Here is a 26,251-nt window from a genome sequence, read left to right as displayed (position 1 = left end):
GAGAATGCAGCATGCGGTGAAAAACTTGGTCGCCGGCAATCGGGAGCTCATCGCCTTCCGGATCGGAGATCAGGAATTTTGCGTCAACGTGATGTCGGTGCGTGAAATTAGAGGCTGGACACAGGCCACGCCTCTACCGCACGCCCCGCATTATGTTCTGGGAGTGATCAATCTGCGTGGCGCTGTGCTGCCGATTGTCGATCTCTCCCTCCGGCTCGGCATGAAGCCGGCAGAGCCGACACAGCGTCATGTCATCATCGTGGCGCAGGTGAAAACACGAGTGGTTGGCCTTCTGGTGGATGCTGTTTCAGACATCCTCACAGTGACCGACGAGAATATTCAACCGACGCCTGAGATCTCATCTGATCTCGAAAAGCAGTACGCACGCGGAATTCTTGCCTTTGAGAACCGCATGATCTGTCTGATCGAGCTGGGTGGTTTGTTCAACGACTCCGAAAGCGAAGCCGCATGACCGTAAAAGTCCAGAGTTCTCGTCTTTCGGACGATGAAGTCCTCGCCAGCGGGGAGTATCCGCTGACGCGGCGCGATCTGAACGAGATTGCAGCGATGATCTATTCGGATGCCGGGATCGCTCTCAACGATTCAAAGGCTTCGCTGGTATACTCGCGTCTGTCGAAACATATCCGCAACCTCGGTCTCTCGGGTTTTCGCGCCTATTGCCAGCTTGTATCGTCCCCGGAAGGTTCGGCGGAGCGCCGGGAGATGCTTTCGCATCTGACGACGAACTTCACCCGTTTCTTCCGCGAAAATCACCACTTCGAGCATCTGCGTGACGAAGTCCTCCCCGGCCTCATCGCCCGCGCCAAGGCCGGTGGCCGGGTGCGCATCTGGTCGGCTGCCTGTTCTGACGGGCAGGAGCCCTATTCGATCGCGCTGACGGTTCTGACGGCATTCCCCAATGCGGCGGACTACGATTTCAAGATCCTCGCAACGGATATCGATCCGAAGATTCTGGCGATCGCCCGCCAGGGTGCCTATGACGACCAGGCGCTGGAAACCGTGTCGCCGGCCATGCGCAAGCAGTGGTTCAAGGAGGTCGATGTCGGTGGTCGCCGCAAGCATCAGGTCGACGACCGGCTGAAACGGATCATTACCTTCAACGAACTCAATCTGATGACCCAATGGCCCTTCAAGGGACAGTTCGACGTCATCTTCTGCCGCAACGTCGTGATCTATTTCGACGAGCCGACCCAGGTGCGTATCTGGACTCGTTTCGCCGACCTCCTGCCGGTTGGCGGCCACCTCTATATCGGGCATTCGGAACGCGTTTCGGGGGATCCGAAGAACGATTTCGACAATATCGGTATCACCACCTACCGCTATCTCGGCAAGAATGGAGGGCGCAAATAATGGCATCACCCGCACGCGTCCTCGTCGTCGATGACAGCCCAACCATGCGCGGCCTGATCACTGCGGTCCTCAATCAGGATCCCGACGTGAATGTGGTCGGCCAGGCCGGCGACGCCATGGAAGCTCGCGCCGCGATCAAGCAACTCAATCCCGATGTCGTTACGCTCGACATCGAGATGCCGAACATGAACGGTCTGGAGTTTCTCGAAAAGATCATGAAGCTGAGGCCAATGCCGGTGATCATGGTCTCGACCATGACGCATCGGGGTGCCGAGGCCACGCTCGCGGCGCTTGAAATCGGTGCCTTTGATTGTGTGGCGAAACCGCAGCCGGGTGAACCACGGCCCTTTGGCGAGCTGGCCGACAAGGTCAAGGCTGCGGCCCGCTCGCAGCATCGTTTCCAGCCGTCGGCGCGCTCGGTGCAGCCTGCGCCTGCTCCTGTGGTTCCCGCAAAGGAATTCCGCGTCGGGCGCAAGATCGTGGCCATCGGGTCTTCGACGGGCGGTGTGGAAGCGCTGATCACGGTTTTGCAAAAGTTTCCGCGCAATTGCCCGCCCACGGTCATTACGCAGCACATGCCCTCGACATTTACCAAGAGCTTCGCGGAGCGCCTCAACCGTCTCTGCGCTCCTGTCGTCGAAGAGGCAACCGACGGCGCTCGGCTCGAGATCGGCAAGATCTATCTGGCCCCCGGCGGCGATCGTCATCTGCAGGTCGCAAACGCGTCGGCGCCCTGCTGCCGGTTGGTCGAGCGCGCTCCGGTCAACGGACATCGCCCCTCGGTGGATGTGCTGTTCGATTCGGTTGCGGAACTTGCCGGCCGCAATGCGGTTGGTGTCATCCTGACCGGCATGGGGCGCGATGGCGCCTCTGGCCTGCTGAAAATGCGTCACGCCGGTGCAAGCACCATCGGTCAGAACGAAAAGACCTGCGTGGTCTACGGAATGCCGCGCGTCGCCCAGGAACTGGGCGCCGTGGAGCAACAACTACCCCTCGGTTCCATTGGGGAGGAAATCCTCAAGCTCACTGCCGCCCGAAAAGAAGGTATCGAATAATGTCACTAGCCGAAAAAATCAAAGTTCTGATCGTTGACGATCAGGTCACCAGTCGCCTCCTCCTAAGCGATGCCCTGACCCAGCTCGGCTTCAAGCAGATCACTGCCGCCGGCGATGGCGAGCAGGGCATGAAAATCATGGAGCAGCAGCCCCATCACCTTGTCATCTCTGACTTCAACATGCCGAAGATGGATGGTCTCGGTCTTCTTCAGGCAGTTCGTACAAACCCGAACACCAAGAAGGCAGCCTTCATCATTCTCACCGCACAGGGCGACCGTGCGCTGGTCCAGAAGGCGGCCCAGCTCGGCGCCAACAATGTTCTCGCCAAGCCGTTCACCATCGAAAAAATGAAGGCGGCCATCGAGGCTGTATTCGGAGCACTAAAATGATTGACGACAGTGCAGCAAAGCGCGTCCATATCATACAAGGCGAATGGAAAGTCGTGAACGACCCGAATGTGGTCCTATCGACGATCCTCGGCTCGTGCGTTGCTGCCTGCATCCGAGATCCGATTGCGGGGGTAGGGGGCATGAACCACTTCCTCCTGCCGGGCTCGGCGGTCCCCGGTGCTGGTGGCGGCGACGCCACACGTTACGGGGTTCACTTGATGGAACTGCTGATCAACGGGCTGCTCAAGAAGGGCGCCCGGAGAGACAGGCTGGAAGCCAAGATTTTTGGCGGAGCCAAGACGATTGCGACATTCTCGAATGTCGGGGAACAGAACGCCGCCTTCGCAATGCAATTCCTGCGGGACGAAGGCATCAAGGTTGTCGGTTCCTCGACGGGCGGCGAGCATGGGCGTAAGCTGGAGTTCTGGCCAGTCAGCGGTCGGGCTCGGCAATATCCGCTAACGGGCGCGGAAACGCAGAAGACGGTCGCCATGGAACAGCGTCCGGCACCTGTGTCGAAGCCCGTGGAAACATCAATTGAGTTTTTCTGATATTGGAAATCGGATGCACAAAGATACAAATTCTGGACCTCAGGATCTCCAGGAAGAACTGCCCGAGATCTTGATGCGCATCGTCAGCGAACTGCATGACGTTGCCTATCTGATCGAGCGTGTCGAGCCGCATCTGCTGGAATTGGGTGGCCCGCATGTGCTCGAGCATCCCGATGGTCTGAAGGTCCTGCAGGGAATTGATCTGGCTGTCCAGAAGGCACGCGGTCTTGCGGAATTCATCGATACCATCACGGCATCCATCCCATCGGACTGGATGATCGACATGACGACCGCGCTGAGCCTCGTCAAGCTCGCAGACATGCAGAAGGCTCTGGGGGCTGGATTGCGCCATGGCCACTCGCAGCCGCTGATTAAGGCTGCCGGGGACTTCGATTTCTTTTGATCCATTTCAACCGGATGCCCATGATCCGGATTGGCCGGTTGCCGAAATGATTTCGGCATATCAGCCCGACGAAACGCTCGCACAAGTTTCGCTTTCTAAGGTCGCACCGAGGGCAAGAACGCCCTGACCTTTGTTTTGAGGGTGCGAGACAGAATGAATCTGTTAAATCAGTTACTTCAGGTATCAAAGAATTTCGCCGCGATGGGGCAGGCCAAGCTGCTTGCCATGGCTGGCGTTGCAATTGTTTCTTTTGCTCTCATTCTCGCTGGTGCCCTTTACGTCAACAAACCCTCCTATGAAACGCTTTATGTTGGCCTCGAGCCCGTCGATCTCAATCAGATCAGCATTGCCCTGGCCGAGTCCGGCATCGATTTTGAGACAGGCAGCGATGGCCAGAGCATCAGCGTAACTGCCGGCATGACGGGCAAGGCGCGTCTGCTTCTCGCAGAGCGCGGTCTGCCGAACAGCGCCAATGCCGGCTATGAGCTTTTCGACAATGTCGGCTCGCTTGGCCTCACCTCCTTCATGCAGGAAGTCACCCGCGTCCGCGCGCTGGAAGGTGAAGTCGCCCGGACCATCCAGCAGATCGCTGGCATCGCTGCCGCCCGCGTCCACATCGTGATGCCGGATGTCGGCAACTTCCGCCGCGGCGAACAGAAGCCGAGCGCCTCCGTCATGATCCGCGCATCGTCCGAGGCCGGCCGCAAGGCTGCCGCCTCGATTCGCCAGCTGGTCGCTTCATCGGTGCCCGCGCTTGAAGTGGAAGACGTCACGATTCTCGATTCCACCGGCCAGCTACTGGCCGCGGGCGATGAAAGCGGTGGCGAAGCAACCCGCTCGCTTGGCGTCGTCCAGTCGGTTCAAAACGAGATCGAGACCAATATCGACAAGGCGCTGGCTCCCTTCCTGGGTATGGACAACTTCCGCTCCAGCGTCACGGCGCAGATCAACACCGATACGCAGCAGATCCAGGAGACGATCTACGATCCGGAATCGCGCGTCGAGCGCTCTGTCCGCGTGACCAAGGAAGCGCAGAAGTCGCTGCAGCGGCAGTCCGATACAGCGGCAACGGTCGAGCAGAACATTCCGCAGGCCGCCCCGGAAGCCGGGGGAGGCGGGCCGGAATCGTCTGACGAGCAGGACAAGAAAGAAGAGCAGACCAACTACGAAATCAACAGCAAGACCGTTGCGACCGTCAAGAACAGCTATACGGTCGAGAAGATCTCTGTGGCCGTGGTGGTCAACCGGGGCCGTATCGCAACCATGGTCGGCGAGCCCGTCGATCAGGCCAAGATCGATGCCTATCTCGCTGAAATGCAGAAGATCGTCACTTCGGCTGCCGGTCTCGACCAGCAGCGCGGCGACGTGGTCACGCTGACAGCCATGGACTTCCTTGAGAACCAGCTTCTGGAAGAGTCCGCGACAGGCCCGGGCTTCATGGAAATCGTCAGCCGCAATGTCGGCGGGATTATCAACTCGCTCGCCTTTGTTGCCGTTGCCTTCCTCATCATCTGGATGGGCATCCGTCCGATGGTCCGCTCGGCCGGCTTCGGCGGCAGCGAGCCGGCTCTGGCAGGTGGCATCGGCGAGCAGGCCGCAGGTCTCGAGCTGCCCGATTTCTCGCCCCCGATGGGCGCTGGCGGCGGCGGCGGTCTCATGGACGGCTTCGGTGCGGACTTCGGTTTCGATTCCACCGACGACCTCCTCACCATGGACGACGATCCGAATGGTGGCTTCAACCGTCGCGTCAAGGAAGGCCCCGAGCGGCGCCTTGCGCGGATGGTGGAAATCTCCGAGGAGCGTGCCGCCAAGATCCTGCGCAAGTGGGCTGTCGACAACGCCGCCTGATCGGGTCACACCGAAAACTGACAAAACGAGACAAAGCCGCACCACAAGGTGCGGCTTTATTCGTTTTACCCCCTAAAACTCAGTGTTGAGCGATAGGCGTGGACCGCGCATGCTTTATCAAGGGCAGGAGGAAGACCTGCGTTGTGATCTGTGCCACTTTATATTTTGTAATCTGCATGATTCGTTGGGTTTGGGGGTACGATCCGCGCCGATTCGGGGTCTATGCTTCAACCAGGTGAAAGCATTGATCTTGCAAGGCGATCAGTTCAAAGGGGCTATTGAATGGATGCCGAGCTCACAAAGAGTGGTTTGAAGGGCCGTCCGGTTGAGCCGACAGCCGCTGCGCCCGGCGGGGCGTCGTCATCACGAGATGTGCTCATCCGCAAGCTGGTTTCGCCCGCATTGTCGCGCGACATGGCCCAGTGTCTCAGATTGCTATGCGATTATGTCGGCGCCTCGCACTATCTGCTTGCGCGCTACGATCTCGTTCAGGAAGTCGGGCTGGATTTTGTCGTTGCGTCCGATTGGCCGTTCGATCTCGTCCGGCGTCTCGAAAGCGAATTGGCCACCGCCTATTCCCGCTCGACGGAGCTGGAAAAGTGCCTGTCGGTCTTGCAGCCGAAATACGCAATCATCCCTGACGATGCCTTTGTCCCGGCAGGCTTGAGCCGGCAGTACTGCACCATGACGTTGACTGTCGGTCGCAATCGCCTGGCCTTGCTGCTTCTCTATCGGCAGGATCTCGTTCTGTCTCCGGAGCGCCTGCGCGAGACAGGGCTTCTGGCCAGCTACGCGGTCAGCCTGTCCAATGCCAAGGCAAACAAGAGCGACCGCGATTTCGATCTGACGGAACGCGAGCTGGAATGCCTCTACTGGATCGCCGAGGGCAAGACGAGCGACGAGATCGCGACGATTCTCGGCATCTCCCGCAACACGATCAACAACTACATCACGAGCGTCATGCGAAAGACGGCGACCAAGACGCGGTCGGAAGCGATCGCCTATGCTGTTCGAAACAATCTGGTTTAGGGGATGAGGATGGCAACGCAGACCCGATCTGGCGGAACCGTTATCGAAGATGTCTCATGGACCGGCCAACGATTGCCGACATCGCGGTCTGACATATTTCCGAAACTGGTGTCCTTGCAGCGCATGCTAAATGCACGCGGCTTCGCGGCGTTTCGTATCGCTGGAGCAAGTCTGCCGCACAAGCGCCGGCTGAACGTGGAATTCGAGAACTGGAGCCCGACCCTCTCCAGCGGTCGCGATGCCTTCCTGGCGGCCTACGGCGAAACGATTCTCAACCACATAGAGACATCGACCCTGCCGGTTCTGTGGAACGCACAGGAAAGGACCGGCTTTCTCGATGCCTCGGACTTCACACCCTTCGTGGTGCAGCTCGACGAGCGTTTGCTGCCATATTCAGGCATCGCCTTTCCCGTTCGGCTCGGGGCCGTCGGCAATGGCTATGTCATCTTCCCGACATCAGGCGGTGCGGACCTTCCGGGCGAGCTCATTCTCTCGGTGCACAGCCGCTGTTATCGCGTCATGACGGAAATCCTGTCGCTGGACGAGAGGCGGTCGGCCCCTGCCGAAACCTTGAGCGAGCGCGAAATCGCATGCCTGCAGCTCGCTGGTGATGGTCGCATCAGCGAAGAGATCGCCGATCGCCTGGGCCTCTCGGTTCACACGGTCAACGCCTATCTCGGATCGGCAACGATCAAGCTTGATTCGGTCAACCGTATCCAGGCGATCGCAAAGGCCATACGTCTCGGCTACATCACCTGAGTGGAGGCCGCTGGCATTCTAAGGTGACGGTAAGGGTGACCCTGCCGCCTCCAAGGGCAATTCAACCGTAAAGCGGTGAAGCCGTGGTCTTGACGAAGCGCGCCTCTTGAAGCCGCTCGGCAAGCATCGCCGTATTGGCATCCGGGTCTCCGGCGGTCGTATGAAATGCGATGTGCTTTATATCGATCGCGGCATGTGCGTCGGTCAGGATCAGCTGCGCATAGATCGTGATATCGCGCGGCTTGATTTCCACATCCAGCACGATCTCAGGCGGACCGCCCCATTCCAGGCGATAATCGCCGCCTGCGCCGAAGGAGACCGTGCCCGGATGGAAATAAAGTTCCGCGGCGGATGCAACGAGATCCGACAGGTTACCATACAGCTCGAATCGCAGAAGCGATATCAGATCGGCGGCATCGAGCAGCCGCAACTCGCTTGCAACGGGGCTGATGGCTTCGGCTACGATACGCTCACGCTGGTTGGTAAAAGAGCACTTTTTCATGGTCGTTAGCGCATCCGTCTCTTGGGGGCGCGGCTGGCGTAGACTCGATGGACGAGTTCCGCGACCGCTTTGTAGAACATTGACGGAATGACGCTATCGACCGAGACTTGCGCAAACATGGAGCGGGCAAGCGGCGGGTCCTCAAAAATTGGTATTTCATTGTTCATCGCAATCTCGCGGATCTTCAGCGCGACCAAATCCTGTCCTTTTGCCACAACCACAGGCGCATCGCCTTCCTCTCGCACGTAGCGAAGCGCGACGGCATAGTGTGTCGGATTGGTAATTACGAGCGTGGCGCGCGGCACATTGGCAATCATGCGGCGGCGCGCGCGGTCGCGGGCAATCGAACGCTGGCGTGCCTTGACGATCGGGTCACCCTGGGCCTGCTTGTACTCGTCCTTGATCTCCTGCTTGGTCATACGCAGCTGTTCATACCAATGATGGCGCGTCCAGAAGACGTCGACAGCCGCGAGCACGCCGGTCGCCATGACGATGATCAGCATCATTTTCTGGAGGATGTCGGCAAACTTGACGAAGATGACCTGCGGGTCGGAAAACATGGCGTCAATGACGGCGTAGTAGTCGTCCATCAGCATGAACACGATGATCGTCGACACAACGATGATCTTGAACACGGACTTGCCGAATTCCACCATGCCCTGCGCGCTGAAAAGGCGGTTCCAGCCCTTGATCGGGGAGATCCGGTTGGCTTGCGGGCGGATGCGTTCAAGCACGAATTCGGGCATGTGCTGGGCGACGTTTGCCCCAACGCCAAGCAGGATCAAGAGAAGCAGCAGGGGAGCCAGCATTGCGCTGATCTCCCAAGCGAGATGGGTAAAAAGCGACACCGTATCGACGGCTGTGCCGAGGCGCCATTGCTCCGGCCGGTCAAAGATGTCTTTCAGCGTTTCGCCGAGCCGGCTCATCCCATCTGGGAGAAAAAAGACCGAGTAGACATAGAAGGCGAGCGAGGTGGCAAAGATCGGGACTTCGCGAGAAGAGGGCACGTTGCCCTTTTCGCGGGCATCGCGCATCTTCTTCTCTGTCGGGTCTTCGGTTTTGTTATCCTTGTCTTCATCGTCGGCCATGGACGCCGTAATCCTTCAGGGCCGTGAGGAGAAAAGCCGGGCGCGCCAGGCGGCCTGCGCTCGCTCCGAATTGACTGTGGCATGTTCGCGTCGACAGTGATCAAACGTAAACGCCTGCCGATTGTGGTTCAATCGGCAGGCGCCAGATGGCACTGGTTTTCAACAGAAGCAGCCGGTCATGCCGCCTGGTTTTCACCTTCTGTATCCTTGAGCTGAATCTGCCCGGCATTGGCAAGGCGAATCGCTTCCTGGGCGACGGCGCGCCGGGCGATGGCGATTTCGCGCGGGTTGATACCGGCCGTGCCCGACTGCAGATCCGATTCGATCATGCGGCGCGAGCGTGGGCTGATCGACGACAGCACGGTTTCCTTGATCTCCGGATTGGCACCGCGCAGCGCCATGGTGAGAATATCGCCGGAAATGTCGTTGAGCAGGGTAACGCGGCTGCGCTGCGGCATGGCGAGAAGGTCTTCGAACAGGAAGATCTTCGGACGCACCTTGTTGACCGATTCCTTGCTGATCGATTCGAGCGATTCCAAGAGCGTGTCGACCTGCGGCTTTTCCAGCTCGTTCATCAGCTCGGCAACCTTGGCCGAACCGGTCGAATTGCGCTCGGCATCGATCTGCGCAATCAGGTCGTGCACGCGGTTCTCGATGATCTGGGCGGCTTTCGGGCTGACATTCTTCAGGTTGACCGTGCGGTTCATGATGTCGGCCCGGCGGCTCTCGGGAAGCTTCAGGAGCACCTTGGCACCGAAGGACGAGGGGAGCATCGACAGAATATAGGCAACCGTCTGCGCGTGTTCGCGCGTGAGGAACTTGGCGATGAAATCGGGATCGGCATCCTGCAGCCGGTCCCAGATCGAGGCTTCATAGGCCTGGAACGCGGTACGACGGCCGAGAAGCCCGTCAACTTCTTCGGGCGTCAGGCCTTCCTCGAGAATGGCTTCGATGGCGCGCGCATTGTCCATCAGACCGGCGCCTTCGGTAAAGAGATCTTCGAACTCGTTGACCAGCTCGGTCAACTCATCCGGCGGGATGGTCCGCAGCGTCTGGGCCGATGCAATGATCATCTGCAATTCGGCCTGGGTAAAGTATTTGAGCAGCTTGCCGGCAACACCCTTGCCCATGGCCAGCAGCACAGCGGCTGCCTTGTCTGCCTGGGAAAGGGGCTTGCCAGCGATTGGGCTACCGAAATCTTCAAAGTCCATCATGGTCTTTTCCTCTCCGATCCATAATGGATCAGGATGTCTTGGTCGCCATCACTTCAATCAGTTTGACGCCAAAGCGGGTATCGTCATTTTCAAGCACGGTAATTTCGCCGCGCGCAATGCGCCGGCCATTGACCATGATCTCGACCGGCTCGCCGATGCGCTTGTCGAGAGCGATGATGGCGCCTTCCTCAAGGCTCATCAGTCCCGAAACCTGCATGCGGCTCGATCCGAGCACAATCTGCACATCGATCGGGATATCCATGATCAGGTCGAGATTGGCCGTGAGGCCGCTGCCTGCCATCTGCTGGGCTGCTGCGCCGGAGAAGTCGGAGCCTCCGTCCAGCCCGCCGCCGAAGTCGCTTCCGCCAAGGGCGTCGCCGCCGAAATCGCCGCCGCCAAAGTCGCTGCCGCCGAAAGCGCCACCGCCAAAATCATCAGCGGGTGCTGCAGCCCCGCCGCCGAAATCCGATTCGAAGGCTGCGAGCGGATCGATGGCACTGTCGTCCAGACCGCCGATGCCTGCGCCGAAATCGGCAAGGCCGCCGTCTGAGTCAGCCTTCAGAACGCCCCGAAGATCGTCGACCGCCTGATCGAAATCGCTGTCGCTTGCGCCCGGCATCGCCAGCGCATCATCGTCCATCTGTGGTGTCTTCTTGGTAGCCATGGAGTGATTATTCCCGTTGAAACTTGCGTCAAACTGCCGTGGACGAAGCCAGGCGAAACCTTACGTCATGAAATGCTGAAGGATGTCGTCTTCGGTGCTGACATTGTCCTTGACCCTGACTGTGTAGCGGTCGCCGGCACGGCCAAACTCGCAGCGGTAGAGGTCCTTGCCATTGGCACTCACATCGACCATCACGTCGCCCTTATCCTGGAAGGCAATGACGTCACCGGCGACCAACCGTGAGATTGTATTGAGCGTGAGTGTTTCGAGCCGGATGCGCGCCTCAAGCGTCACCTGTGAGCGTCGCACCTGCTCGGCGATCTGCTCCTGCCATTCCTTGCGACCGCGGCCCCCCTGGCCGGCCGACTTCGGCAGGGTCACGACTGTCTTCAGCAATGCCTTTTGCGGAATGACGAGGAAGAATTCGGAGGTGACCTGTCCAAGAGACACTTCCATGCGGATCGAAACGGCAAACTCGTCGACGTGATCTTCCTCAGGCTTCGGGCGGTCTTCGGCGTTGTGCGCCTTCTCCAGCAGAGGCTCGAAGCTGCCTGCGACGTTGATGCCGCTGCGAAGCACATTGGCGATCTTTTCAAAGACCATCTGGGAAAGATCGAGCTCGATCTGGGACAGTGGGCGTTCGATCGGCTCTTCGATCGTTTCCGGCAGTGCACCAAGCAGATTTTCCATCAAGGTGATGACAAAGCCATTGCCGCAGGCCAAGACAAAATTCGGCGACCAGTTGCGCAACTGGCCATCGCTCAGGGCGACGTTTTCCCCCAGTTCGGCGATCAGATCGGTCATCAGGCCGCTTTCGAAGCCGTGATAGTGAACCTGCAGCGTCAGACCTGTTTCGCTCTGAAAGACATCGGGCAGAAACTCGCAGTAAAGCTGGCCGAAATCAGCGCAAAGCTTCTGCAGCGATTTGGAATCGCCAAGCCCACCGGTCAGACGCGCAAGCAGCGCCGTGTCCATGGTCAGAGGAGCGGTTGTGGTTGTGGTCTCTGTCATGGTCATGCCGCCTTGCTTTCGCCGCCGCCGCCTGGGTTCATCATTTCCTGCTCGACGGCGTCGATGGACGGACGCTCATGCGAGGAAATGGTCTTGCGGCCATACTCGAGGGCGACCTGCGGAACGGAGCCGTTCATGTAGGCGAGCAGCGTTTGCTTCACGATGATGTAGAGACGATGCTGCTTGCCGCGGACGCCCTTGATCTGTGCGATCAGCGGGTTGCAGAGGCAGTAGGACAGGAAGATGCCGAGCATGGTGCCGACCAGCGCCGCGCCAATGAGGCCGCCGAGTACTTCCGGCGTCTCGTTGATCTTGCCCATGGCCTTGATAACGCCGAGAACGGCCGCGACGATACCGATAGCCGGGAAGCTGTCGCCCATCGAGGTCATCGCGTGATACGGCTTCATCTTGTCGTAGAGAATGGTGTCGATTTCCTCATCCATCAGCGCTTCGATCTCATGGCTGCGGGCATTGCCGATGATGATCAGGCGAACATAGTCGCAGATGAAAGACGTCAGTTCCTTGTTCTTCAACAGGTTCGGTGCGGCGGTGAAGATCGAGGACTCTTCCGGATTGTCGATATGGGCTTCGATCTCGTTACGCGACTTGGTGCGCAGGTCACGCATGAGAGAGTAGAGAACGCCGAGAACGTCGAGGTAATCGCGCTCCTTCGGCACTTTGTACTTGAAAGCCTCGCCAAGCGCCTTGCCGGTGTCCTTCACGACCTTCATCGGGTTGGCCATAATGAAACCGCCAATGCCGGCGCCGCCGATGATCACGAGTTCGAATGGCTGAAAGAGCACGTCGAGATGCCCGCCCATCGCCATATAACCGCCGAGCACGCAGCCCAATGTGATCACAAATCCGATGATGATATTCATTTGCCCGCACCTGAACGTTACTCTTCAACCTGAGCGATACGGCCCAAGCCTTGCGTGAGGCTGTTCGATTGGCGCTCGCGCTAATCCCGGCCGGTCATCCGCCGAGGAGAACGTTTGCGACAGGTTCGCGCAAGCCTTTTACCGCAAGAACGATGTGATACCGGGCAGGATATCCCGCCTTGGATAATGAATTACTCATATACATCCTGCGCGGAGGCAAATTCAGTGCAATCCGGAATTTATGTGGCCCTGTCATCGCAAATGGCACTCGAACGTCGTCTGACGACGATCGCCGACAACATGGCCAACGTGAACACCGTCGGCTTCCGCGGCACGGAGGTGAAGTTCGATGAGGTACTCAGCCGGACCGGCAACGAGTTGAATGCAAAGATCGCCTTCGTCAATCAGGGCAATGACTATCTGTCGACCCGCAATGGTGAGCTGGCGCAGACGGGCAACCCGCTCGATTTTGCGGTCAAGGGCGATGCGTGGTTTGCCATCGATACACCCGTCGGGCAGGTGCTCACCCGTGACGGTCGTTTCACCATGACGGATCAGGGGGCTCTGGTGACGATCCGGGGGTATCCCGTGCTCGACGCAGGTGGCGCTCCGATTCAGTTGAACCGTGCAGGCGGACCACCGGAGGTCGGCGCAGACGGCACCCTTCGCCAAGACGGCGTCCAGGTCGCAACGCTCGGGCTTTTCTCAGCCGATGTGCGCAACGGCTTTGTCCGTTATGAAAACAGTGGCGTAACCACCGTCGATAATCCTCAGCCTGTCGTGGACAACCCCGAGATTTCGGTGATGCAGGGCTATGTGGAAAATTCGAATGTCAACGGCATCAGTCAGATGACGCAGCTCATCCAGGTGAACCGTGCCTTCGAGAGCGTCAGCGCCATGATCCGTGAAAGCGAGAATTCACTCAGCGAGGCGATCAAGGTCCTCGGTGGCGGCAATTAAGGTCTGACCTGGCATGACAAGCGACCCCACTGCTCAGGAGTTTCCGCTATCGCCCAAGCTGATGCAGCTTGCCGGGCTCGCGGAACGCTACGCGCGGCCTGAACAGGCGGTAACTGAGGGCGGCCATGTCCGCACCATTGCCGCGGGTCACTATACGGTTGCAGGCTTGTCACGGCATGTGCGCCTGGGCGAATTCGTCGCGCATCGCTCGCCGACCGGCATTCATCTGGGCGAGGTTGTCAGGGTCGAGCCGGACGTCTGCTATGTCTGCCCGATCGAGCCCGGTGAGCCGATCGGCATTCATGATGTGGTGATCCGCAAGGGTGCCTTTCGCGTGGCGCCCGATGCAAGCTGGTGCGGCCGAACGATCAATGCGCTCGGTGATCCCATCGATCACGGCCCCCCACTTGCACCGGGAACCGAACGCAGGCCGATCTCCACCACGGCACCACCCTCGATGACGCGCAGTCGGGTGGAGACCGGGTTTACGACCGGCGTGCGTGCCATCGACATCTTCTCGCCGCTGTGCCTCGGGCAGCGCCTCGGCATCTTTGCCGGCTCGGGTGTCGGCAAGTCGACACTCTTGTCCATGCTGGCCCGCGCCGATGCCTTCGACAAGGTGGTGATTGCCCTTGTCGGCGAACGCGGCCGCGAAGTGCGTGAATTCATCGAGGATACCCTCGGCGACAACATGGCGAAGTCGATTGCGGTTGTCGCAACCAGCGATGAAAGCCCGATGCTGCGCAAGATGGCGCCGCTCACCGCCATGACTATTGCCGAACATTTCCGCGATCGTGGTGAAAACGTCCTTTTCATCGTCGACAGCGTGACGCGTTTCGCCCATGCCATACGTGAGGTTGCAACGGCGGCCGGTGAGCCGCCGATTGCCCGCGGCTATCCGGCCTCCGTTTTCACGGAGCTGCCGCGCCTTCTGGAGCGGGCAGGGCCAGGCGCCGAGGGAGCCGGCACGATTACGGCGATCATTTCGATCCTTGTCGACGGCGACAATCACAACGACCCCATCGCGGATTCGACCCGTGGCATTCTGGACGGACACATAGTCCTTGACCGTTCGCTCGCGGACGAGGGGCGCTACCCGCCGATCAATCCCTTGACCTCGATTTCGCGCCTGGCACGCAAGGCCTGGACGCCGGAGCAGGAAAAGCTTGTCTCGCGCCTGAAAGCCCTGATCCACCGCTTTGAGGAGACACGCGACCTGCGCCTGATCGGTGGCTACCGCAATGGCAGCGATCCCGATCTCGACATGGCGATCAAGCAGGTGCCGGTCATCTACGAAATTTTGAAGCAGACGCCGGGCGAAAAGCCCGCGGCTGATGCCTATGCCGATCTAGCTGGCGCCCTGAAGGCGGCAGCCGGTGGAACGGGCATGAGACAAAGGGGATGACCATGACTGATTTCGATGCCGACGAAAGCGTCGCGCCGCTCAAGGCCGCAAAAGCAGTGTCGACGGGCTCAAGGATCGATCGACTGTTGACGATGACCGGCATTGCCATGGCCGTGGCAGCCGCGATGTTCCCCTGGTACGTCTTTCTCAACGCAGAAAAGTTCGGCGTGCGTCCGGCAGACTGGACACGGACACGCGATTTGCCGGAGGGGCCGGGCCGCGAGGTCTTCAGCGTTTCGCCTCTTGCCCTGGTGGACAAGGATGATGCGGGAGAAGCTCAGGTCCCGCCACCGGTTGACGAGATCATTACGGCGACAGTGCCAACGCTCGGTCGTGAACGCCCCGATGCGCCCAGCAGGCAGATCTCTCAACCCTTTCCGGGCCAGCAGGGCTTCCGCCTGCTGCACGTCGCCAATGGCCGAGCGCTGATCGAATCCTCCACGGGCATGTTCCTCGTGCGCGTCGGCTCCATACTGCCGGACGAAAGCCGGGTGGCGACGATCGAGCGTCGCGACGGCAAGTGGGCCATCGTGACCTCAGCGGGCGAAATCTACGAAAATCAGTAAAAGCTTGCGTGGGCAAGTCCCACGCAAGATTGCAGGCCTAGGCTCCGAATTGTATTTGACGGAGTATCGCCATGAACCCCATCCAGTTGTTCGAGCTGGCGTCGCGACAGGCCGAATGGCTCTCGGCCCGCCAGCAGGTCGTTGCGACCAACATCGCAAACGCCAACACGCCAAAGTTTCTGGCCAAGGATGTAACGCCTTTCAGCGCGGTCCTCGACAAGACGTCCATGGTGAGACCCATGGCGGTGACGCATCCGGGCCATATGGCAGCCAATGATCTGAGCGATCGCAGCATCGGCATCGAAGAATCCGAACTGAACGACGAGATCGGTGTTCAGGAATCTGGCAACTCCGTCGCCATTGCCGAAGAGCTTACCAAGACAGGTGAAATCAAACGTCAGCACGAGTTGAATACCTCGCTGATGTCCTCTTTCCATCGCATGATGCTGATGACGGTGAAACGCTGATGACTGATCCTTTAAGTGCAGCCTCGAAAATCGCCGGAAGCGGCCTCGAAGCGCAATCGACACGCATGCGCATCGTTTCGGAAAACATTGCCAATGCCCGTACGACCGGCGACACGCCGGGGGCCGATCCCTACCGTCGCAAGACGATCACCTTCGGGAGCGAGCTGGATCGTCTGAGCGGTGCCGAAAGGGTCAAGGTCGAGAAGCTCGGCTTCGACAGATCCGAGTTCGTCGAGGAGTACGATCCCGGCAATCCGGCCGCCGATGAGCGCGGCATCGTCAAGATGCCCAATGTCAATGTCCTGATCGAGATGGGCGACATGCGTGAAGCAAACCGCAGCTATGAAGCGAACCTGCAGATGATCAAGCAGACCCGCGACATGGTTTCCCAGACAATTTCCCTGCTGAAGGCCTCGCAATGATTGAGAGCATCTCCAAAGCCAGCGCCGTAAGCGGCACAAAGGCAACCGAATCGTTTTCGAGCCTTTTCGAGGCACCCGCAGCAACGCTGGAGGGGACCGGCGCAACCGCCCTGAACGGCGAGACCTTCATGTCCGCGCTCGGAAATGTCGCCATGCAGGCAGCCAACAACCTGAAGCGCGGCGAGGAAGTCTCCTTCGACGGGCTGACGGGCAAGGCCAACACCCGCGAGGTGGTCGATGCGGTCATGCAGGCAGAACAGTCGCTCCAGACGGCGATCGCGTTCCGCGACAAGATCGTCAATGCCTATCTCGAAATCACGAAAATGCAGATCTAGTAGGGGTATCGGACAATGAGAGCGCTTGCCATCGCCGCGACGGGTATGGATGCCCAGCAGACCAATCTTGAGGTCATCGCGAACAACATCGCCAACATCAACACCACCGGCTACAAGCGGGCGCGTGCGGAATTTACCGATCTTCTCTATCAGACTGAACGGGCCCAGGGCGTGCCAAACCGGGCCAACCAGGCAATCGTACCGGAAGGTGCCAATATCGGTCTTGGCGTTCAAACCGCTGCCGTGCGCAACATTCATACGCAGGGTCAGCTCGTGCAGACCGGCAACGAACTCGATCTTTCGCTGATCGGTCGTGGCTGGTTCCAGATCGAGACCCCCGATGGCCAGACCTTCTACAGCCGTTCGGGCGCGTTCAACATGAACGCCGAGGGGCAGCTGGTCACCATCGACGGTTATCTGGTAACGCCAAACATCACGATCCCGCAGGATGCGACCGAAGTTGTCGTCAGCCGCACGGGCCAGGTCTCGGCGCGGATCGGCAACGACAATGAATTTACCGAGCTTGGCCAGCTGACCATTGCGAACTTCGTCAATGAAGCCGGCCTCAAGCCTCTGGGCGACAACCTGTTTGCCGAAACCGCTGCCTCGGGCACGGCCACCATCGCCGCCCCTGAAGATCCGGGCTTTGGCTACATCAAGCAGTCCTATCTGGAAGCATCCAACGTCGACGCCGTGAAGGAAATCACCGACATGATTTCCGCGCAGCGCGCCTATGAGATGAACTCCAAGGTCATCACCACCGCCGACGAGATGGCTCAGATCGTCAGCAAGAACCTGAAGTAAGTCCGACAGGAGGCAAACATGAGGTTTCGCCCGTCATCGCGTTCCAGCTCGCGTCTGGCGATCATCGCCGTTGCCGCCTGGGCAAGCTGTGTCTTCGCTGCCCAGTCGACGGAGACCGCTGTGGTGCCCAAACAGGTGATCTATCCGGGCGAAACCATTGCGGCGAACCAGATCGATGTCGTGACGGTCACCAATCCGAATATTGCCGGCGGCTATGCGCGCATCGCCGAAGAGGTGGTTGGTCGCGTGGCCAAACGCACGCTGCTTCCCGGCCGCACGATCCCGGTCAACGGCTTGCGCGAAGCCTATGCCATCAAGCGAGGTGCAAATGTTCGGCTTACCTTCGCCATCGGCAACATGGTCATCAGCGCCGCTGGCACGCCTTTGACGGACGCCATGGTCGGCGACCTGATCAAGGTCCGCAACACGGATTCCGGTTCCATCGTTTCCGGCACGGTTATGGCCGACGGTACTGTACAGGTAATGGCGAAATGAAGATCTTCAGCGCTCTCCGTATCGCCGTCTGTGGCCTTGCTCTTGCACTTGCACCCCTTCAGCCGGCCTTCGCTGCGAACTCTCGGATCAAGGACATCGCCTCCCTGCAGTCTGGCCGTGACAACCAGTTGATCGGCTACGGTCTGGTGGTGGGCCTGCAGGGCACTGGCGACAGTCTGAGATCCTCGCCATTCACGGACCAGTCGATGCGGGCAATGTTGCAGAACCTCGGCATCTCGACGCAGGGCGGGCAATCCAATGCCAAGAACGTTGCCGCCGTCATGGTCACGGCCAACCTGCCGCCATTCTCAAGCCCCGGCAGCCGCATCGACGTGACCGTCAGCTCGCTTGGCGATTCCACCTCCTTGCGGGGTGGCACACTTGTCATGACGTCGCTCACGGGCGCAGACGGCCAGATCTACGCCGTGGCCCAGGGCTCGGTTGTAGTCTCCGGCTTCAATGCCCAGGGCGATGCGGCAAGCGTGCAGGAAGGCATCACGACGGCGGGGCGCGTGCCGAATGGCGCAATCGTCGAGCGCGAACTTCCTTCCCGCTTCAAGGATGCCGTCAACCTGGTACTGCAATTGCGCAATCCAGACTTCACCACCTCGCTGCGTATTGCCGATACGATCAACGCCTATGCCGCGGCCACCTATGGCGGCCCGATCGCCGAAGCGCGGGACAGCCAGGAAATCGTGGTTGCCAAACCGCGCACGGCTGATCTGGCACGGCTCATGGCCGATATCGAGAACCTGGTGGTCACAACAGATTCCCCGGCCCGCGTCGTCGTCAATGAACGCACGGGGACAGTTGTCATCGGCGCAGATGTGCGCGTCTCGCGCGTTGCCATCAGCTATGGCACGCTCACGGTACAGGTTACGGAAACGCCTCAGGTGATCCAGCCTGAACCCTTCTCGAGAGGCGAAACGGCCATCCAGCCGCAGACCGATATCTATGTGCAGAAAGAAGGTGACCAGATCGCCATCGTCGACGGTCCGGATCTGCGCACCCTGGTCAGCGGCTTGAATTCCATCGGCGTCAAGCCGGACGGCATCATCGCCATCCTCCAGGGCATCAAGTCGGCCGGTGCCCTGCAAGCGGAGCTCGTGCTGCAATGATCAAGCGTTCAGGCATCTTCCAGTCGACCACGGCGCTTCGCAACCTTGGCATCGTTGCTCTGATTGCCACCTTGCCTGCTTTCGCAGGAACCGCCGTCGGCCAGCAGTCTGCGCTCGATAGCGCTACAGAGGCCGAAATTCGCCAGTTCTGCACCGGTATCGCCGATGCCGCGCGTGACCAGCGCTACCTGTTGCAGAAGCAGGAGCTCGACAAGCTGCAGGCCGATATCGACGGGCGTATAGCGGTGCTTGAGAAGCGTCGCGAGGAGTACGAAGACTGGCTCACCCGCCGCAACGAATTCATGAAGCAGGCGGAAGGCCAGCTTCTCGAGATCTACAAGAAGATGGCCCCGGATGCCGCCGCTCCGCAACTGGAGCAGACGGATGTCATTCTGGCAGCCGCCATCATCATGAAACTTCCGCCGCGCCAATCGAGCCTCATCCTGACCGAGATGAATCCCGAGGTTGCGGCCAAGGTCGCCTCGATCATGTCGAGTGCATCCGACCGAAATACATCGAAGGACCCATCATGACGAAGCGTATCCCGGCTCTTGTCGCCGCCCTCTTGCTGGCCGGATGTCAGAGCCAGACCGTCAAGGAAATCGGCAATGCGCCGTCCATGAGCCCGATCGGTTCGGGTCTGCGCTACAGCCAGACACCGCAGATGGCCATGTATCCCAAGCAGGTCGCGCCGACCGCCAGCGGTTATTCGCTCTGGAGCGATAACCGCTCTGCCCTGTTCAAGGATGCGCGCGCGCTGAATGTCGGCGACATCCTGACGGTCAATATCGAGATCAACGACCGCGCTTCGTTCAACAACGACACCGACCGCAGCCGCACGAATTCGACCAGCCTTGGCTGGGGTGCGAATGTGACGAACTTCCTCGGTTTTTCCACCGACACGGGGACGGCGGGCGACATGTCCACCGATTCATCGACCAGTTCGTCCGGCAAGGGCTCGACCGAACGCTCCGAGCGGCTGAACCTGCTGGTCGCAGCCGTGGTCACGGGCGTTCTGGAAAACGGCAACCTCCTGATCAGCGGATCGCAGGAAGTGCGTGTCAACCACGAGCTTCGCATTCTCAACGTCGCCGGTATCGTTCGTCCGCAGGATGTCGATGCCGAAAACGAGATTTCGTATGATCGCATTGCCGAGGCGCGCATCTCCTATGGTGGCCGTGGTCGCCTGATGGAAGTTCAGCAGCCGCCGATCGGCCAGCAGGTCGTCGACATCTACTCTCCGTTCTGATCGCAGGCGAAGGGCAGGGCAGTATGAGCTTGGATGAAAATCAGGAAGATGGCGGCAAGAAGAAGTCCGGTCTCATGGGGCTGGTCATTCCGCTGGTTGTCTTGACCCTTGTCGGCGGCGGTGGCGGCTGGGTGATCGGCGGCATGCTGTCGCCACGCGTGCAACAGGCGGCTGACGTTGCAAAGGCTGCAGAAGAGGCCGCAGCCGGTGCCGAGGGCAAGGACGGCAAGAAGGCCGAGGAGGGCCTCCCGACCATTTCGACCGAGGCCAATGGCGTGGTCGCGCTGGAGCCGATCACAACCAACCTTGCATATCCCTCCGAGAACTGGGTCCGCCTCGAAGTGGCGATCCTGTTCAACGGGCCACCCGACGTGAAGGTGGCCGAGGATGTGCACCAGGATATCATGGCCTATCTGCGCACGGTTTCCCTTCAGCAGATCGAAGGACCGCGCGGCTTTCAATATCTCAAGGATGACATAGAAGAGCGTGTTGACCTTCGTTCCGAAGGGCGCGTATCGAAAGTGATGTTCAGAACGTTTGTGATCGAATGATTCGCATCCTCACCCTCGTCGCCGTCATGATGATGGCGCCGGAACTGGCTTTGGCACAGCAGTTCCCGACCGACATTTTCAACACCCCGGTCGATGGATCGGTGGCGGCCTGGATCATCAGGACATTTGGACTGCTGACGGTGCTTTCGGTGGCGCCGGGCATCCTGATCATGGTGACGAGCTTCCCGCGTTTCCTGATCGCCTTTGCCATCCTGCGCTCCGGTATGGGGCTTGCGACCACGCCGTCCAACATGATCCTCACCAGCATGGCCCTGTTCATGACCTTCTATGTCATGGCGCCGACCATGGACCAGTCCTGGCAGAACGGCGTGCAACCTTTGCTGAACAGCGAAATCCAGGAGGCCGAAGCGGTGGCACGCATTGCCGAACCCTTCCGCACCTTTATGACCGCCAATACGCGCGACAAGGATCTGAGACTCTTCGTAGACCTCGCCAATGAGCGCGGCCAGACCACCGTCGTCGACGGCAAGATCGACTACCGCGTTCTCGTTCCAGCCTTCATGCTGTCTGAGATCCGCCGCGGTTTCGAAATCGGCTTCCTGATCATCCTGCCCTTCCTCGTCATCGACATGGTCGTCGCCACGATCACTATGGCCATGGGTATGATGATGCTCCCGCCAACCTCGATTTCGCTTCCCTTCAAGATCCTGTTTTTCGTCCTGATCGACGGCTGGAATCTGCTGGTCGGCAGCCTTGTCAGGTCGTTTGTTTAAGAATTAGACTTAAACAACATTAACCATTATCCCCTTGTTTACCATGGGTTTTTGAATCCCGTCCGGTACCTGCCAAGTTAAGAGCTTGGCAAGGATTGGCTGCGAGTTTCGATCTCGCACGACGGGTCTGGTTCTCAAAAAAAGATAGACCAAATGGCATGACGCCGAACCGTCGATAACCGGTATTTCCTAGTCCGGTATGTCCCCACCAAGTATTTCGTTCAAAGGGACAAACACCTATGGCCAGCATTCTGACCAACAACAGCGCAATGGCTGCGCTGACCACTCTGCGCTCGATCTCCTCGAACCTGGAATCCACCCAGTCCCGCATTTCGTCGGGCATGCGCGTCGGCTCTGCTTCCGACAACGCTGCTTACTGGTCGATCGCCACCACTATGCGTTCGGACAATATGGCACTGTCGTCTGTCCAGGACGCGCTCGGCCTCGGCGCTGCCAAGGTTGACACGGCTTACTCCGGCATGAACTCGGCGATCGAAGTCGTCAAGGAAATCAAGGCGAAGCTCGTTGCCGCCACCGAAGACGGCGTTGACAAGACCAAGATCCAGCAGGAACTGAACCAGCTGAAGGATCAGCTCACCTCGATCGCTTCTGCCGCATCGTTCTCCGGCGAAAACTGGCTGCAGGCTGATGCTTCGGGTGCCGTCACCAAGTCGGTTGTTGCCTCCTTCGTCCGTGCCGACGACGGCAGCGTTTCGGTCAAGAAGGTCGACTACGCACTGAACACCAACAATGTTCTGTTCGACACCTCGGGTGGCGATCTGGGTATTCTCGACAAGACCTACGACGTTTCGGCAAAGAGCGTCACTCTGTCGGTCAACACCGATGGTGTATCGGAAGAAGTGACCGTCGAAGCCTTCACGGTTGACGAGCTGATCGCACAGAACGCAACCTTTACCACAAACACTGTTGGCTCCACGACCACTCAGCTTGCTGACGTCGGCGGTGTCTTCTACGTCAAGGTTGACGATACCAACTGGGTTCAGGCCGTTGACGTTACCGGTACTGGCCAGGAAGCTGTCCACGACGAAGCTGGCGTCTACTACGGCGTAGACACGGCAAACGCGCCGCCGGCTGCCGTTGCTGCTCCGTCTTCGATCGCTGATGTCGACATCACCGGTATGAACGCAACGCAGCTAAACGCCATGATCTCGGGCGTTGACGAAGCTCTGACCGAGATGACCAGCGCTGCTGCTTCTCTGGGTTCTGTCTCTGCACGTATCGACATGCAGGGCGAATTCGTCAAGAAGCTGTCGCAGTCGATCGAGAAGGGCGTCGGCCGTCTGGTTGATGCCGACATGAACGAAGAGTCGACCCGCCTCAAGGCCCTGCAGACCCAGCAGCAGCTGGCGATCCAGGCGCTCTCGATCGCAAACTCCGACTCGCAGAACGTCCTGTCGCTCTTCCGTTAATCGACGGATCTTAGAAAATACGAAGCCGCAGCTGATTTCAGCTGCGGCTTCATTTTTTTTTAAATCTTACGTATTAAGCGCGCGAAGTTTGATTTTTGAAGTGCCGTAGAAATATTTCAAAGTTTATTTCGGGCTTATATCTTCGTTAACCAAGTCAAGGTTAAAGCTTAGTCATGAAGACGACGAGTTAACCATGATTATTAATTGGTTAACAAGCATGATGCTGACCGCCGTTTCCCGGTAGATGCCGGAATGTCCCTTCTATTCCTGCCATCAAGGGGCAAATTTCTATGACTAGCATTCTGACCAACGTCGCAGCTATGGCTGCCCTCTCCACTCTGCGTTCGATTTCTTCGGGTATGGAAGAGACCCAGGCGCGCGTTTCCTCCGGCATGCGCGTCGGCTCCGCTTCCGACAACGCTGCTTACTGGTCGATCGCCACCACCATGCGTTCGGACAACATGGCACTGTCGTCTGTCCAGGACGCGCTCGGCCTCGGCGCTGCCAAGGTTGACACTGCCTATGCCGGTATGGACTCCGCCATCGAAGTGGTGAAGGAAATCAAGGCGAAGCTCGTTGCCGCCACCGAAGACGGCGTTGACAAGACCAAGATCCAGGAAGAAATCGACCAGCTGAAGGATCAGCTCACCTCGATCGCTTCTGCCGCATCGTTCTCCGGCGAAAACTGGCTGCAGGCTGATGCTTCGGGTGCCGTCACCAAATCGGTTGTCGCCTCCTTCGTCCGTGCCGACGACGGCAGCGTCTCGGTTAAGAAGGTCGATTACCCGCTGAACACCAACAACGTTTTGTTCGACACCTCGGGTGGCGATCTGGGTATTCTCGACAAGACCTACGACGTCTCGGCAAAGAGCGTCACTCTGTCGGTCAACACCGATGGTGTATCGGAAGAAGTGACCGTCGAAGCCTTCACGGTTGATGAGCTGATCGCACTCAACGCAACGTTCACCACCAACACTGTTGGCGCCACCACGACACAGCTGGCTGATGCAGGCGGTGTCTTCTACGTCAAGGTTGATGACAACAACTGGGTCCAGGCCGTTGACGTTACCGGTACTGGCCAGGAAGCTGTCCACGACGAAGCTGGCGTCTACTACGGCGTAGACACGGCAAACGCGCCGCCGGCTGCAGTTGCTGCGCCTTCCTCCATCGCGAACATCAACATCACGGGTCTGACGCCGGCACAGCTCGACGCCCTGATCTCGGGCGTTGACGAAGCCCTGACAGATATGACCAGCGCTGCTGCCGATCTTGGTTCGATGGGCATGCGCATCGAGATGCAGGAAGAGTTCGTCGCCAAGCTGACGGACTCCATTGACTCGGGTGTTGGCCGCCTCGTTGATGCCGACATGAACGAAGAGTCGACCCGCCTCAAGGCCCTGCAGACCCAGCAGCAGCTGGCTATCCAGTCGCTCTCGATCGCCAACTCTTCTTCGGAAGTCATCCTGTCGCTCTTCCGTTAAGATCTCGATCTTATCGTCATCTGGAAGCCGCCCCACCCGGGGCGGCTTCTGCTGTTTTCAATTCGTAAACTTTTACACTGCGGAATTAACCCGTCATTAACCATGACCGCGTTACATGGCCTCATGTAACGATGAATTAACCAAGACGAAGAACTGGTTAAAGGCATTAGGCCAACATCATCGTGCCCGGACCGACCGGGATGTCCCACCCGAAAACTAGCCATTCAAGGGACACGATCATGACCAGCATTTTGACCAACAACGCAGCCATGGCTGCACTTCAGACCCTCCGCTCCATCGATTCGAAGATGCAGGATACCCAAGCCCGCGTTTCCTCCGGCCTCCGTGTCGGCGGCGCTTCGGATAACGCTGCATACTGGTCCATCGCGACCACCATGCGCTCTGACAACATGGCGCTCTCCGCCGTTCAGGACGCACTCGGCCTCGGCGCCGCAAAAGTCGATACCGGCTATGCCGCCATGGAAACGGCTGTCGAAGTCGTCAAGGAAATCAAGGCAAAGATGGTCGCCGCCGTGGAAGAAGGCGTCGACCGGCAGAAGATCCAGGAAGAGATCGCCCAGCTTCAGGAACAGCTGCGCAGCATCGCATCCTCTGCGTCCTTCTCCGGTGAAAACTGGATGCAGGCGGATCTGACGGCAAATGCCGGTTCGGTGACAAAGAACGTCGTCGCCTCCTTCATCCGCACCGAAACCGGCGCAGTCTCGGTCAAGAAGATCGACTACGAATTGGACGGCAATTCCGTACTCTTCGATGAAAGCGGCGACCTCGGTATTCTCGACCGCATCTATAACGTGACACCGGCTTCCGTAACGCTTGACGTCAACGTCAACGGTGTTACCAGCAAATACACGGTCATGGCCTACTCGATCGATGACCTGATCGCCGACGGCGCAACTTTTGAAGGCAATTATGCCAACACGACAGTGCCTGCGGCAGATTACGTCAAGGTGAACGGGACCTGGGTGCTCGCCGTCGATCAGGCGACGGTGCCCGGCCAGGAGATTGCGGCCGTGACGACTGCTCCAGCCGGGAATTGGGCGGTTGATCTGACCCCGATCCCAGCACCAACGGTCGTCGTCGCCCCGGCCTCCCTCGACCTGGTTGATATTACCACTCTGACCAACGAGCAACTCGACGTCATGGTCCAGGCCACCGATGTCGCCCTCGAAGCCATGACCAGCGCCGCTGCCGCCCTCGGCTCGATTGCCATGCGAATCGGCATGCAGGAAGACTTCGTCGCCTCCCTGACGGACTCGATCGACAGCGGTATCGGCCGTCTGGTCGATGCCGACATGAACGAGGAATCGACTCGCCTGAAGGCCCTGCAGACCCAGCAGCAGCTCGCCATCCAGTCGCTCTCCATCGCCAACACCGCTTCCGAAAGCATCCTGACGCTCTTCCGTCAGTAAGCGGCATCCGGCTAGGGATGACTTCGTCCCGCCCTGACC

General features: G+C 59.1%; 31 protein-coding genes. 25 read left to right on the top strand and 6 right to left on the bottom strand.

Features of this window, described 5'->3' with window-relative positions; genetic code table 11:
* Nucleotides 1-4 precede the first annotated feature (4 nt).
* From FAA97_RS06980 to visR, 9 genes are all read left to right on the top strand, one after another.
* A complete protein-coding gene (locus FAA97_RS06980) occupies nucleotides 5-472 on the top strand; it encodes a chemotaxis protein CheW (RefSeq protein WP_136597827.1) in 468 nt (155 codons plus the stop codon).
* Entirely contained in the window at nucleotides 469-1,371 is a 903-nt protein-coding gene (cheR, locus tag FAA97_RS06975) for a protein-glutamate O-methyltransferase CheR (protein WP_136597826.1), read from the top strand. Before FAA97_RS06980 ends, cheR begins: the two co-directional genes overlap by 4 nt.
* Nucleotides 1,371-2,426 (top strand): protein-glutamate O-methylesterase CheB, encoded by a 1,056-nt coding sequence (gene cheB / locus FAA97_RS06970; RefSeq protein ID WP_136597825.1) that lies wholly within the window; start codon nucleotides 1,371-1,373, stop codon nucleotides 2,424-2,426. Before cheR ends, cheB begins: the two co-directional genes overlap by 1 nt.
* Nucleotides 2,426-2,815, top strand: a complete 390-nt coding sequence (locus tag FAA97_RS06965; protein WP_006726293.1) for a response regulator — start codon at nucleotides 2,426-2,428, stop codon at nucleotides 2,813-2,815. The genes cheB and FAA97_RS06965 overlap by 1 nt, the downstream gene beginning before the upstream one ends.
* Complete coding sequence (gene cheD, locus FAA97_RS06960) at nucleotides 2,812-3,366, top strand: chemoreceptor glutamine deamidase CheD (RefSeq protein WP_136597824.1); 555 nt, start codon at nucleotides 2,812-2,814, stop codon at nucleotides 3,364-3,366. Before FAA97_RS06965 ends, cheD begins: the two co-directional genes overlap by 4 nt.
* A gap of 13 nt (nucleotides 3,367-3,379) precedes the next feature.
* On the top strand, nucleotides 3,380-3,769 hold the full coding sequence (cheT, locus tag FAA97_RS06955; protein WP_136597823.1) for a chemotaxis protein CheT: 390 nt from the start codon (nucleotides 3,380-3,382) through the stop codon (nucleotides 3,767-3,769).
* Between the two features lie 153 nt (nucleotides 3,770-3,922).
* Nucleotides 3,923-5,617 (top strand): flagellar basal-body MS-ring/collar protein FliF, encoded by a 1,695-nt coding sequence (gene fliF / locus FAA97_RS06950; RefSeq protein WP_168800952.1) that lies wholly within the window; start codon nucleotides 3,923-3,925, stop codon nucleotides 5,615-5,617.
* Nucleotides 5,618-5,899: 282 nt separating this feature from the next.
* Entirely contained in the window at nucleotides 5,900-6,646 is a 747-nt protein-coding gene (gene visN / locus FAA97_RS06945; RefSeq protein ID WP_136597821.1) for a transcriptional regulator VisN, read from the top strand.
* Between the two features lie 9 nt (nucleotides 6,647-6,655).
* Entirely contained in the window at nucleotides 6,656-7,405 is a 750-nt protein-coding gene (gene visR / locus FAA97_RS06940) for a transcriptional regulator VisR (protein WP_136597820.1), read from the top strand.
* A gap of 61 nt (nucleotides 7,406-7,466) precedes the next feature.
* Here visR and FAA97_RS06935 read toward each other — a convergent pair whose 3' ends face one another.
* The 6 genes from FAA97_RS06935 to motA form a co-directional block, all read right to left on the bottom strand.
* Nucleotides 7,467-7,907 carry a hypothetical protein gene (locus FAA97_RS06935; RefSeq protein ID WP_136597819.1) on the bottom strand — a complete coding sequence of 147 codons (441 nt, stop codon included), beginning with the start codon at nucleotides 7,905-7,907 and terminating at the stop codon, nucleotides 7,467-7,469.
* 5 nt (nucleotides 7,908-7,912) lie between these two features.
* Nucleotides 7,913-8,995: a flagellar biosynthesis protein FlhB gene (gene flhB, locus FAA97_RS06930; protein ID WP_136597818.1), complete on the bottom strand. Its 1,083-nt coding sequence runs from the start codon at nucleotides 8,993-8,995 to the stop codon at nucleotides 7,913-7,915.
* A gap of 176 nt (nucleotides 8,996-9,171) precedes the next feature.
* The gene (fliG, locus tag FAA97_RS06925) at nucleotides 9,172-10,209 is read right to left on the bottom strand and encodes a flagellar motor switch protein FliG (RefSeq protein WP_136597817.1); all 1,038 of its coding nucleotides are present in this window, start codon (nucleotides 10,207-10,209) and stop codon (nucleotides 9,172-9,174) included.
* 28 nt (nucleotides 10,210-10,237) lie between these two features.
* Nucleotides 10,238-10,873, bottom strand: a complete 636-nt coding sequence (fliN, locus tag FAA97_RS06920) for a flagellar motor switch protein FliN (protein WP_136597816.1) — start codon at nucleotides 10,871-10,873, stop codon at nucleotides 10,238-10,240.
* A 60-nt stretch (nucleotides 10,874-10,933) separates the two neighbouring features.
* Nucleotides 10,934-11,890: a FliM/FliN family flagellar motor switch protein gene (locus tag FAA97_RS06915; RefSeq protein ID WP_136597815.1), complete on the bottom strand. Its 957-nt coding sequence runs from the start codon at nucleotides 11,888-11,890 to the stop codon at nucleotides 10,934-10,936.
* Nucleotides 11,887-12,765 (bottom strand): flagellar motor stator protein MotA, encoded by an 879-nt coding sequence (gene motA / locus FAA97_RS06910; protein ID WP_136597814.1) that lies wholly within the window; start codon nucleotides 12,763-12,765, stop codon nucleotides 11,887-11,889. Before motA ends, FAA97_RS06915 begins: the two co-directional genes overlap by 4 nt.
* Before the next feature lie 225 nt (nucleotides 12,766-12,990).
* On the opposite strand from motA, the gene flgF reads away from it, so the two are divergent.
* The 16 genes from flgF (at nucleotide 12,991) to FAA97_RS06830 (ending at nucleotide 26,212) form a co-directional block, all read left to right on the top strand.
* On the top strand, nucleotides 12,991-13,725 hold the full coding sequence (gene flgF, locus FAA97_RS06905; protein WP_136597813.1) for a flagellar basal-body rod protein FlgF: 735 nt from the start codon (nucleotides 12,991-12,993) through the stop codon (nucleotides 13,723-13,725).
* A 13-nt stretch (nucleotides 13,726-13,738) separates the two neighbouring features.
* Nucleotides 13,739-15,130, top strand: a complete 1,392-nt coding sequence (fliI, locus tag FAA97_RS06900) for a flagellar protein export ATPase FliI (protein WP_136597812.1) — start codon at nucleotides 13,739-13,741, stop codon at nucleotides 15,128-15,130.
* Between the two features lie 2 nt (nucleotides 15,131-15,132).
* Nucleotides 15,133-15,696 (top strand): flagellar protein, encoded by a 564-nt coding sequence (locus FAA97_RS06895; protein WP_136597811.1) that lies wholly within the window; start codon nucleotides 15,133-15,135, stop codon nucleotides 15,694-15,696.
* 71 nt (nucleotides 15,697-15,767) lie between these two features.
* Nucleotides 15,768-16,163 (top strand): flagellar basal body rod protein FlgB, encoded by a 396-nt coding sequence (flgB, locus tag FAA97_RS06890; RefSeq protein ID WP_136597810.1) that lies wholly within the window; start codon nucleotides 15,768-15,770, stop codon nucleotides 16,161-16,163.
* Complete coding sequence (gene flgC / locus FAA97_RS06885) at nucleotides 16,163-16,585, top strand: flagellar basal body rod protein FlgC (protein ID WP_136597809.1); 423 nt, start codon at nucleotides 16,163-16,165, stop codon at nucleotides 16,583-16,585. Before flgB ends, flgC begins: the two co-directional genes overlap by 1 nt.
* Entirely contained in the window at nucleotides 16,582-16,920 is a 339-nt protein-coding gene (gene fliE, locus FAA97_RS06880; RefSeq protein WP_136597808.1) for a flagellar hook-basal body complex protein FliE, read from the top strand. Before flgC ends, fliE begins: the two co-directional genes overlap by 4 nt.
* A gap of 15 nt (nucleotides 16,921-16,935) precedes the next feature.
* Nucleotides 16,936-17,724 carry a flagellar basal-body rod protein FlgG gene (flgG, locus tag FAA97_RS06875; protein ID WP_136597807.1) on the top strand — a complete coding sequence of 263 codons (789 nt, stop codon included), beginning with the start codon at nucleotides 16,936-16,938 and terminating at the stop codon, nucleotides 17,722-17,724.
* A gap of 18 nt (nucleotides 17,725-17,742) precedes the next feature.
* Nucleotides 17,743-18,219: a flagellar basal body P-ring formation chaperone FlgA gene (gene flgA / locus FAA97_RS06870; protein WP_136597806.1), complete on the top strand. Its 477-nt coding sequence runs from the start codon at nucleotides 17,743-17,745 to the stop codon at nucleotides 18,217-18,219.
* Nucleotides 18,216-19,337 (top strand): flagellar basal body P-ring protein FlgI, encoded by a 1,122-nt coding sequence (locus tag FAA97_RS06865; RefSeq protein ID WP_136597805.1) that lies wholly within the window; start codon nucleotides 18,216-18,218, stop codon nucleotides 19,335-19,337. The genes flgA and FAA97_RS06865 overlap by 4 nt, the downstream gene beginning before the upstream one ends.
* Nucleotides 19,334-19,870, top strand: coding sequence for a MotE family protein (locus FAA97_RS06860; RefSeq protein ID WP_136597804.1), 537 nt, complete (start codon nucleotides 19,334-19,336; stop codon nucleotides 19,868-19,870). The genes FAA97_RS06865 and FAA97_RS06860 overlap by 4 nt, the downstream gene beginning before the upstream one ends.
* Nucleotides 19,867-20,586 carry a flagellar basal body L-ring protein FlgH gene (flgH, locus tag FAA97_RS06855; RefSeq protein ID WP_136597803.1) on the top strand — a complete coding sequence of 240 codons (720 nt, stop codon included), beginning with the start codon at nucleotides 19,867-19,869 and terminating at the stop codon, nucleotides 20,584-20,586. Before FAA97_RS06860 ends, flgH begins: the two co-directional genes overlap by 4 nt.
* A 23-nt stretch (nucleotides 20,587-20,609) precedes the next feature.
* Nucleotides 20,610-21,137: a flagellar basal body-associated FliL family protein gene (locus FAA97_RS06850; protein WP_136597802.1), complete on the top strand. Its 528-nt coding sequence runs from the start codon at nucleotides 20,610-20,612 to the stop codon at nucleotides 21,135-21,137.
* The gene (gene fliP, locus FAA97_RS06845; protein ID WP_136597801.1) at nucleotides 21,134-21,871 is read left to right on the top strand and encodes a flagellar type III secretion system pore protein FliP; all 738 of its coding nucleotides are present in this window, start codon (nucleotides 21,134-21,136) and stop codon (nucleotides 21,869-21,871) included. Before FAA97_RS06850 ends, fliP begins: the two co-directional genes overlap by 4 nt.
* Nucleotides 21,872-22,110: 239 nt before the next feature.
* Nucleotides 22,111-23,301 carry a flagellin N-terminal helical domain-containing protein gene (locus FAA97_RS06840; protein ID WP_136597800.1) on the top strand — a complete coding sequence of 397 codons (1,191 nt, stop codon included), beginning with the start codon at nucleotides 22,111-22,113 and terminating at the stop codon, nucleotides 23,299-23,301.
* Between the two features lie 290 nt (nucleotides 23,302-23,591).
* On the top strand, nucleotides 23,592-24,782 hold the full coding sequence (locus FAA97_RS21370) for a flagellin N-terminal helical domain-containing protein (protein WP_136597799.1): 1,191 nt from the start codon (nucleotides 23,592-23,594) through the stop codon (nucleotides 24,780-24,782).
* 239 nt (nucleotides 24,783-25,021) lie between these two features.
* Complete coding sequence (locus FAA97_RS06830; RefSeq protein WP_136597798.1) at nucleotides 25,022-26,212, top strand: flagellin N-terminal helical domain-containing protein; 1,191 nt, start codon at nucleotides 25,022-25,024, stop codon at nucleotides 26,210-26,212.
* Nucleotides 26,213-26,251: the final 39 nt, after the last annotated feature.

Origin of the sequence: Peteryoungia ipomoeae, assembly GCF_004912165.1 — a bacterium.
In the GTDB taxonomy this organism is placed as follows: domain Bacteria; phylum Pseudomonadota; class Alphaproteobacteria; order Rhizobiales; family Rhizobiaceae; genus Allorhizobium; species Allorhizobium ipomoeae.
The sequence above is the reverse complement of the archived record's forward strand: the minus strand, read 5'-3'. Positions and strand labels throughout refer to the sequence as shown.

Excerpts from the sequence above, each read along its gene's own strand:
- FAA97_RS06965 (WP_006726293.1), top strand. The coding sequence starts at position 2,426 with ATGTCACTAGCCGAAAAAATCAAAGTTCTGATCGTTGACGATCAGGTC.
- flgH (WP_136597803.1), top strand. The coding sequence starts at position 19,867 with ATGACGAAGCGTATCCCGGCTCTTGTCGCCGCCCTCTTGCTGGCCGGA.
- FAA97_RS06830 (WP_136597798.1), top strand. The coding sequence starts at position 25,022 with ATGACCAGCATTTTGACCAACAACGCAGCCATGGCTGCACTTCAGACC.
- visN (WP_136597821.1), top strand. The coding sequence starts at position 5,900 with ATGGATGCCGAGCTCACAAAGAGTGGTTTGAAGGGCCGTCCGGTTGAG.
- cheD (WP_136597824.1), top strand. The coding sequence starts at position 2,812 with ATGATTGACGACAGTGCAGCAAAGCGCGTCCATATCATACAAGGCGAA.
- FAA97_RS06865 (WP_136597805.1), top strand. The coding sequence starts at position 18,216 with ATGAAGATCTTCAGCGCTCTCCGTATCGCCGTCTGTGGCCTTGCTCTT.
- fliI (WP_136597812.1), top strand. The coding sequence starts at position 13,739 with ATGACAAGCGACCCCACTGCTCAGGAGTTTCCGCTATCGCCCAAGCTG.
- FAA97_RS06850 (WP_136597802.1), top strand. The coding sequence starts at position 20,610 with ATGAGCTTGGATGAAAATCAGGAAGATGGCGGCAAGAAGAAGTCCGGT.
- FAA97_RS06840 (WP_136597800.1), top strand. The coding sequence starts at position 22,111 with ATGGCCAGCATTCTGACCAACAACAGCGCAATGGCTGCGCTGACCACT.
- visR (WP_136597820.1), top strand. The coding sequence starts at position 6,656 with ATGGCAACGCAGACCCGATCTGGCGGAACCGTTATCGAAGATGTCTCA.
- FAA97_RS06915 (WP_136597815.1), bottom strand. The coding sequence starts at position 11,890 with ATGACCATGACAGAGACCACAACCACAACCGCTCCTCTGACCATGGAC.
- cheB (WP_136597825.1), top strand. The coding sequence starts at position 1,371 with ATGGCATCACCCGCACGCGTCCTCGTCGTCGATGACAGCCCAACCATG.
- cheT (WP_136597823.1), top strand. The coding sequence starts at position 3,380 with ATGCACAAAGATACAAATTCTGGACCTCAGGATCTCCAGGAAGAACTG.
- FAA97_RS06860 (WP_136597804.1), top strand. The coding sequence starts at position 19,334 with ATGATCAAGCGTTCAGGCATCTTCCAGTCGACCACGGCGCTTCGCAAC.
- cheR (WP_136597826.1), top strand. The coding sequence starts at position 469 with ATGACCGTAAAAGTCCAGAGTTCTCGTCTTTCGGACGATGAAGTCCTC.
- fliF (WP_168800952.1), top strand. The coding sequence starts at position 3,923 with ATGAATCTGTTAAATCAGTTACTTCAGGTATCAAAGAATTTCGCCGCG.
- motA (WP_136597814.1), bottom strand. The coding sequence starts at position 12,765 with ATGAATATCATCATCGGATTTGTGATCACATTGGGCTGCGTGCTCGGC.
- FAA97_RS06895 (WP_136597811.1), top strand. The coding sequence starts at position 15,133 with ATGACTGATTTCGATGCCGACGAAAGCGTCGCGCCGCTCAAGGCCGCA.
- fliP (WP_136597801.1), top strand. The coding sequence starts at position 21,134 with ATGATTCGCATCCTCACCCTCGTCGCCGTCATGATGATGGCGCCGGAA.
- FAA97_RS06935 (WP_136597819.1), bottom strand. The coding sequence starts at position 7,907 with ATGAAAAAGTGCTCTTTTACCAACCAGCGTGAGCGTATCGTAGCCGAA.
- flgB (WP_136597810.1), top strand. The coding sequence starts at position 15,768 with ATGAACCCCATCCAGTTGTTCGAGCTGGCGTCGCGACAGGCCGAATGG.
- fliG (WP_136597817.1), bottom strand. The coding sequence starts at position 10,209 with ATGATGGACTTTGAAGATTTCGGTAGCCCAATCGCTGGCAAGCCCCTT.
- flgC (WP_136597809.1), top strand. The coding sequence starts at position 16,163 with ATGACTGATCCTTTAAGTGCAGCCTCGAAAATCGCCGGAAGCGGCCTC.
- FAA97_RS21370 (WP_136597799.1), top strand. The coding sequence starts at position 23,592 with ATGACTAGCATTCTGACCAACGTCGCAGCTATGGCTGCCCTCTCCACT.
- flgA (WP_136597806.1), top strand. The coding sequence starts at position 17,743 with ATGAGGTTTCGCCCGTCATCGCGTTCCAGCTCGCGTCTGGCGATCATC.
- flhB (WP_136597818.1), bottom strand. The coding sequence starts at position 8,995 with ATGGCCGACGATGAAGACAAGGATAACAAAACCGAAGACCCGACAGAG.
- fliN (WP_136597816.1), bottom strand. The coding sequence starts at position 10,873 with ATGGCTACCAAGAAGACACCACAGATGGACGATGATGCGCTGGCGATG.
- fliE (WP_136597808.1), top strand. The coding sequence starts at position 16,582 with ATGATTGAGAGCATCTCCAAAGCCAGCGCCGTAAGCGGCACAAAGGCA.
- flgG (WP_136597807.1), top strand. The coding sequence starts at position 16,936 with ATGAGAGCGCTTGCCATCGCCGCGACGGGTATGGATGCCCAGCAGACC.
- FAA97_RS06980 (WP_136597827.1), top strand. The coding sequence starts at position 5 with ATGCAGCATGCGGTGAAAAACTTGGTCGCCGGCAATCGGGAGCTCATC.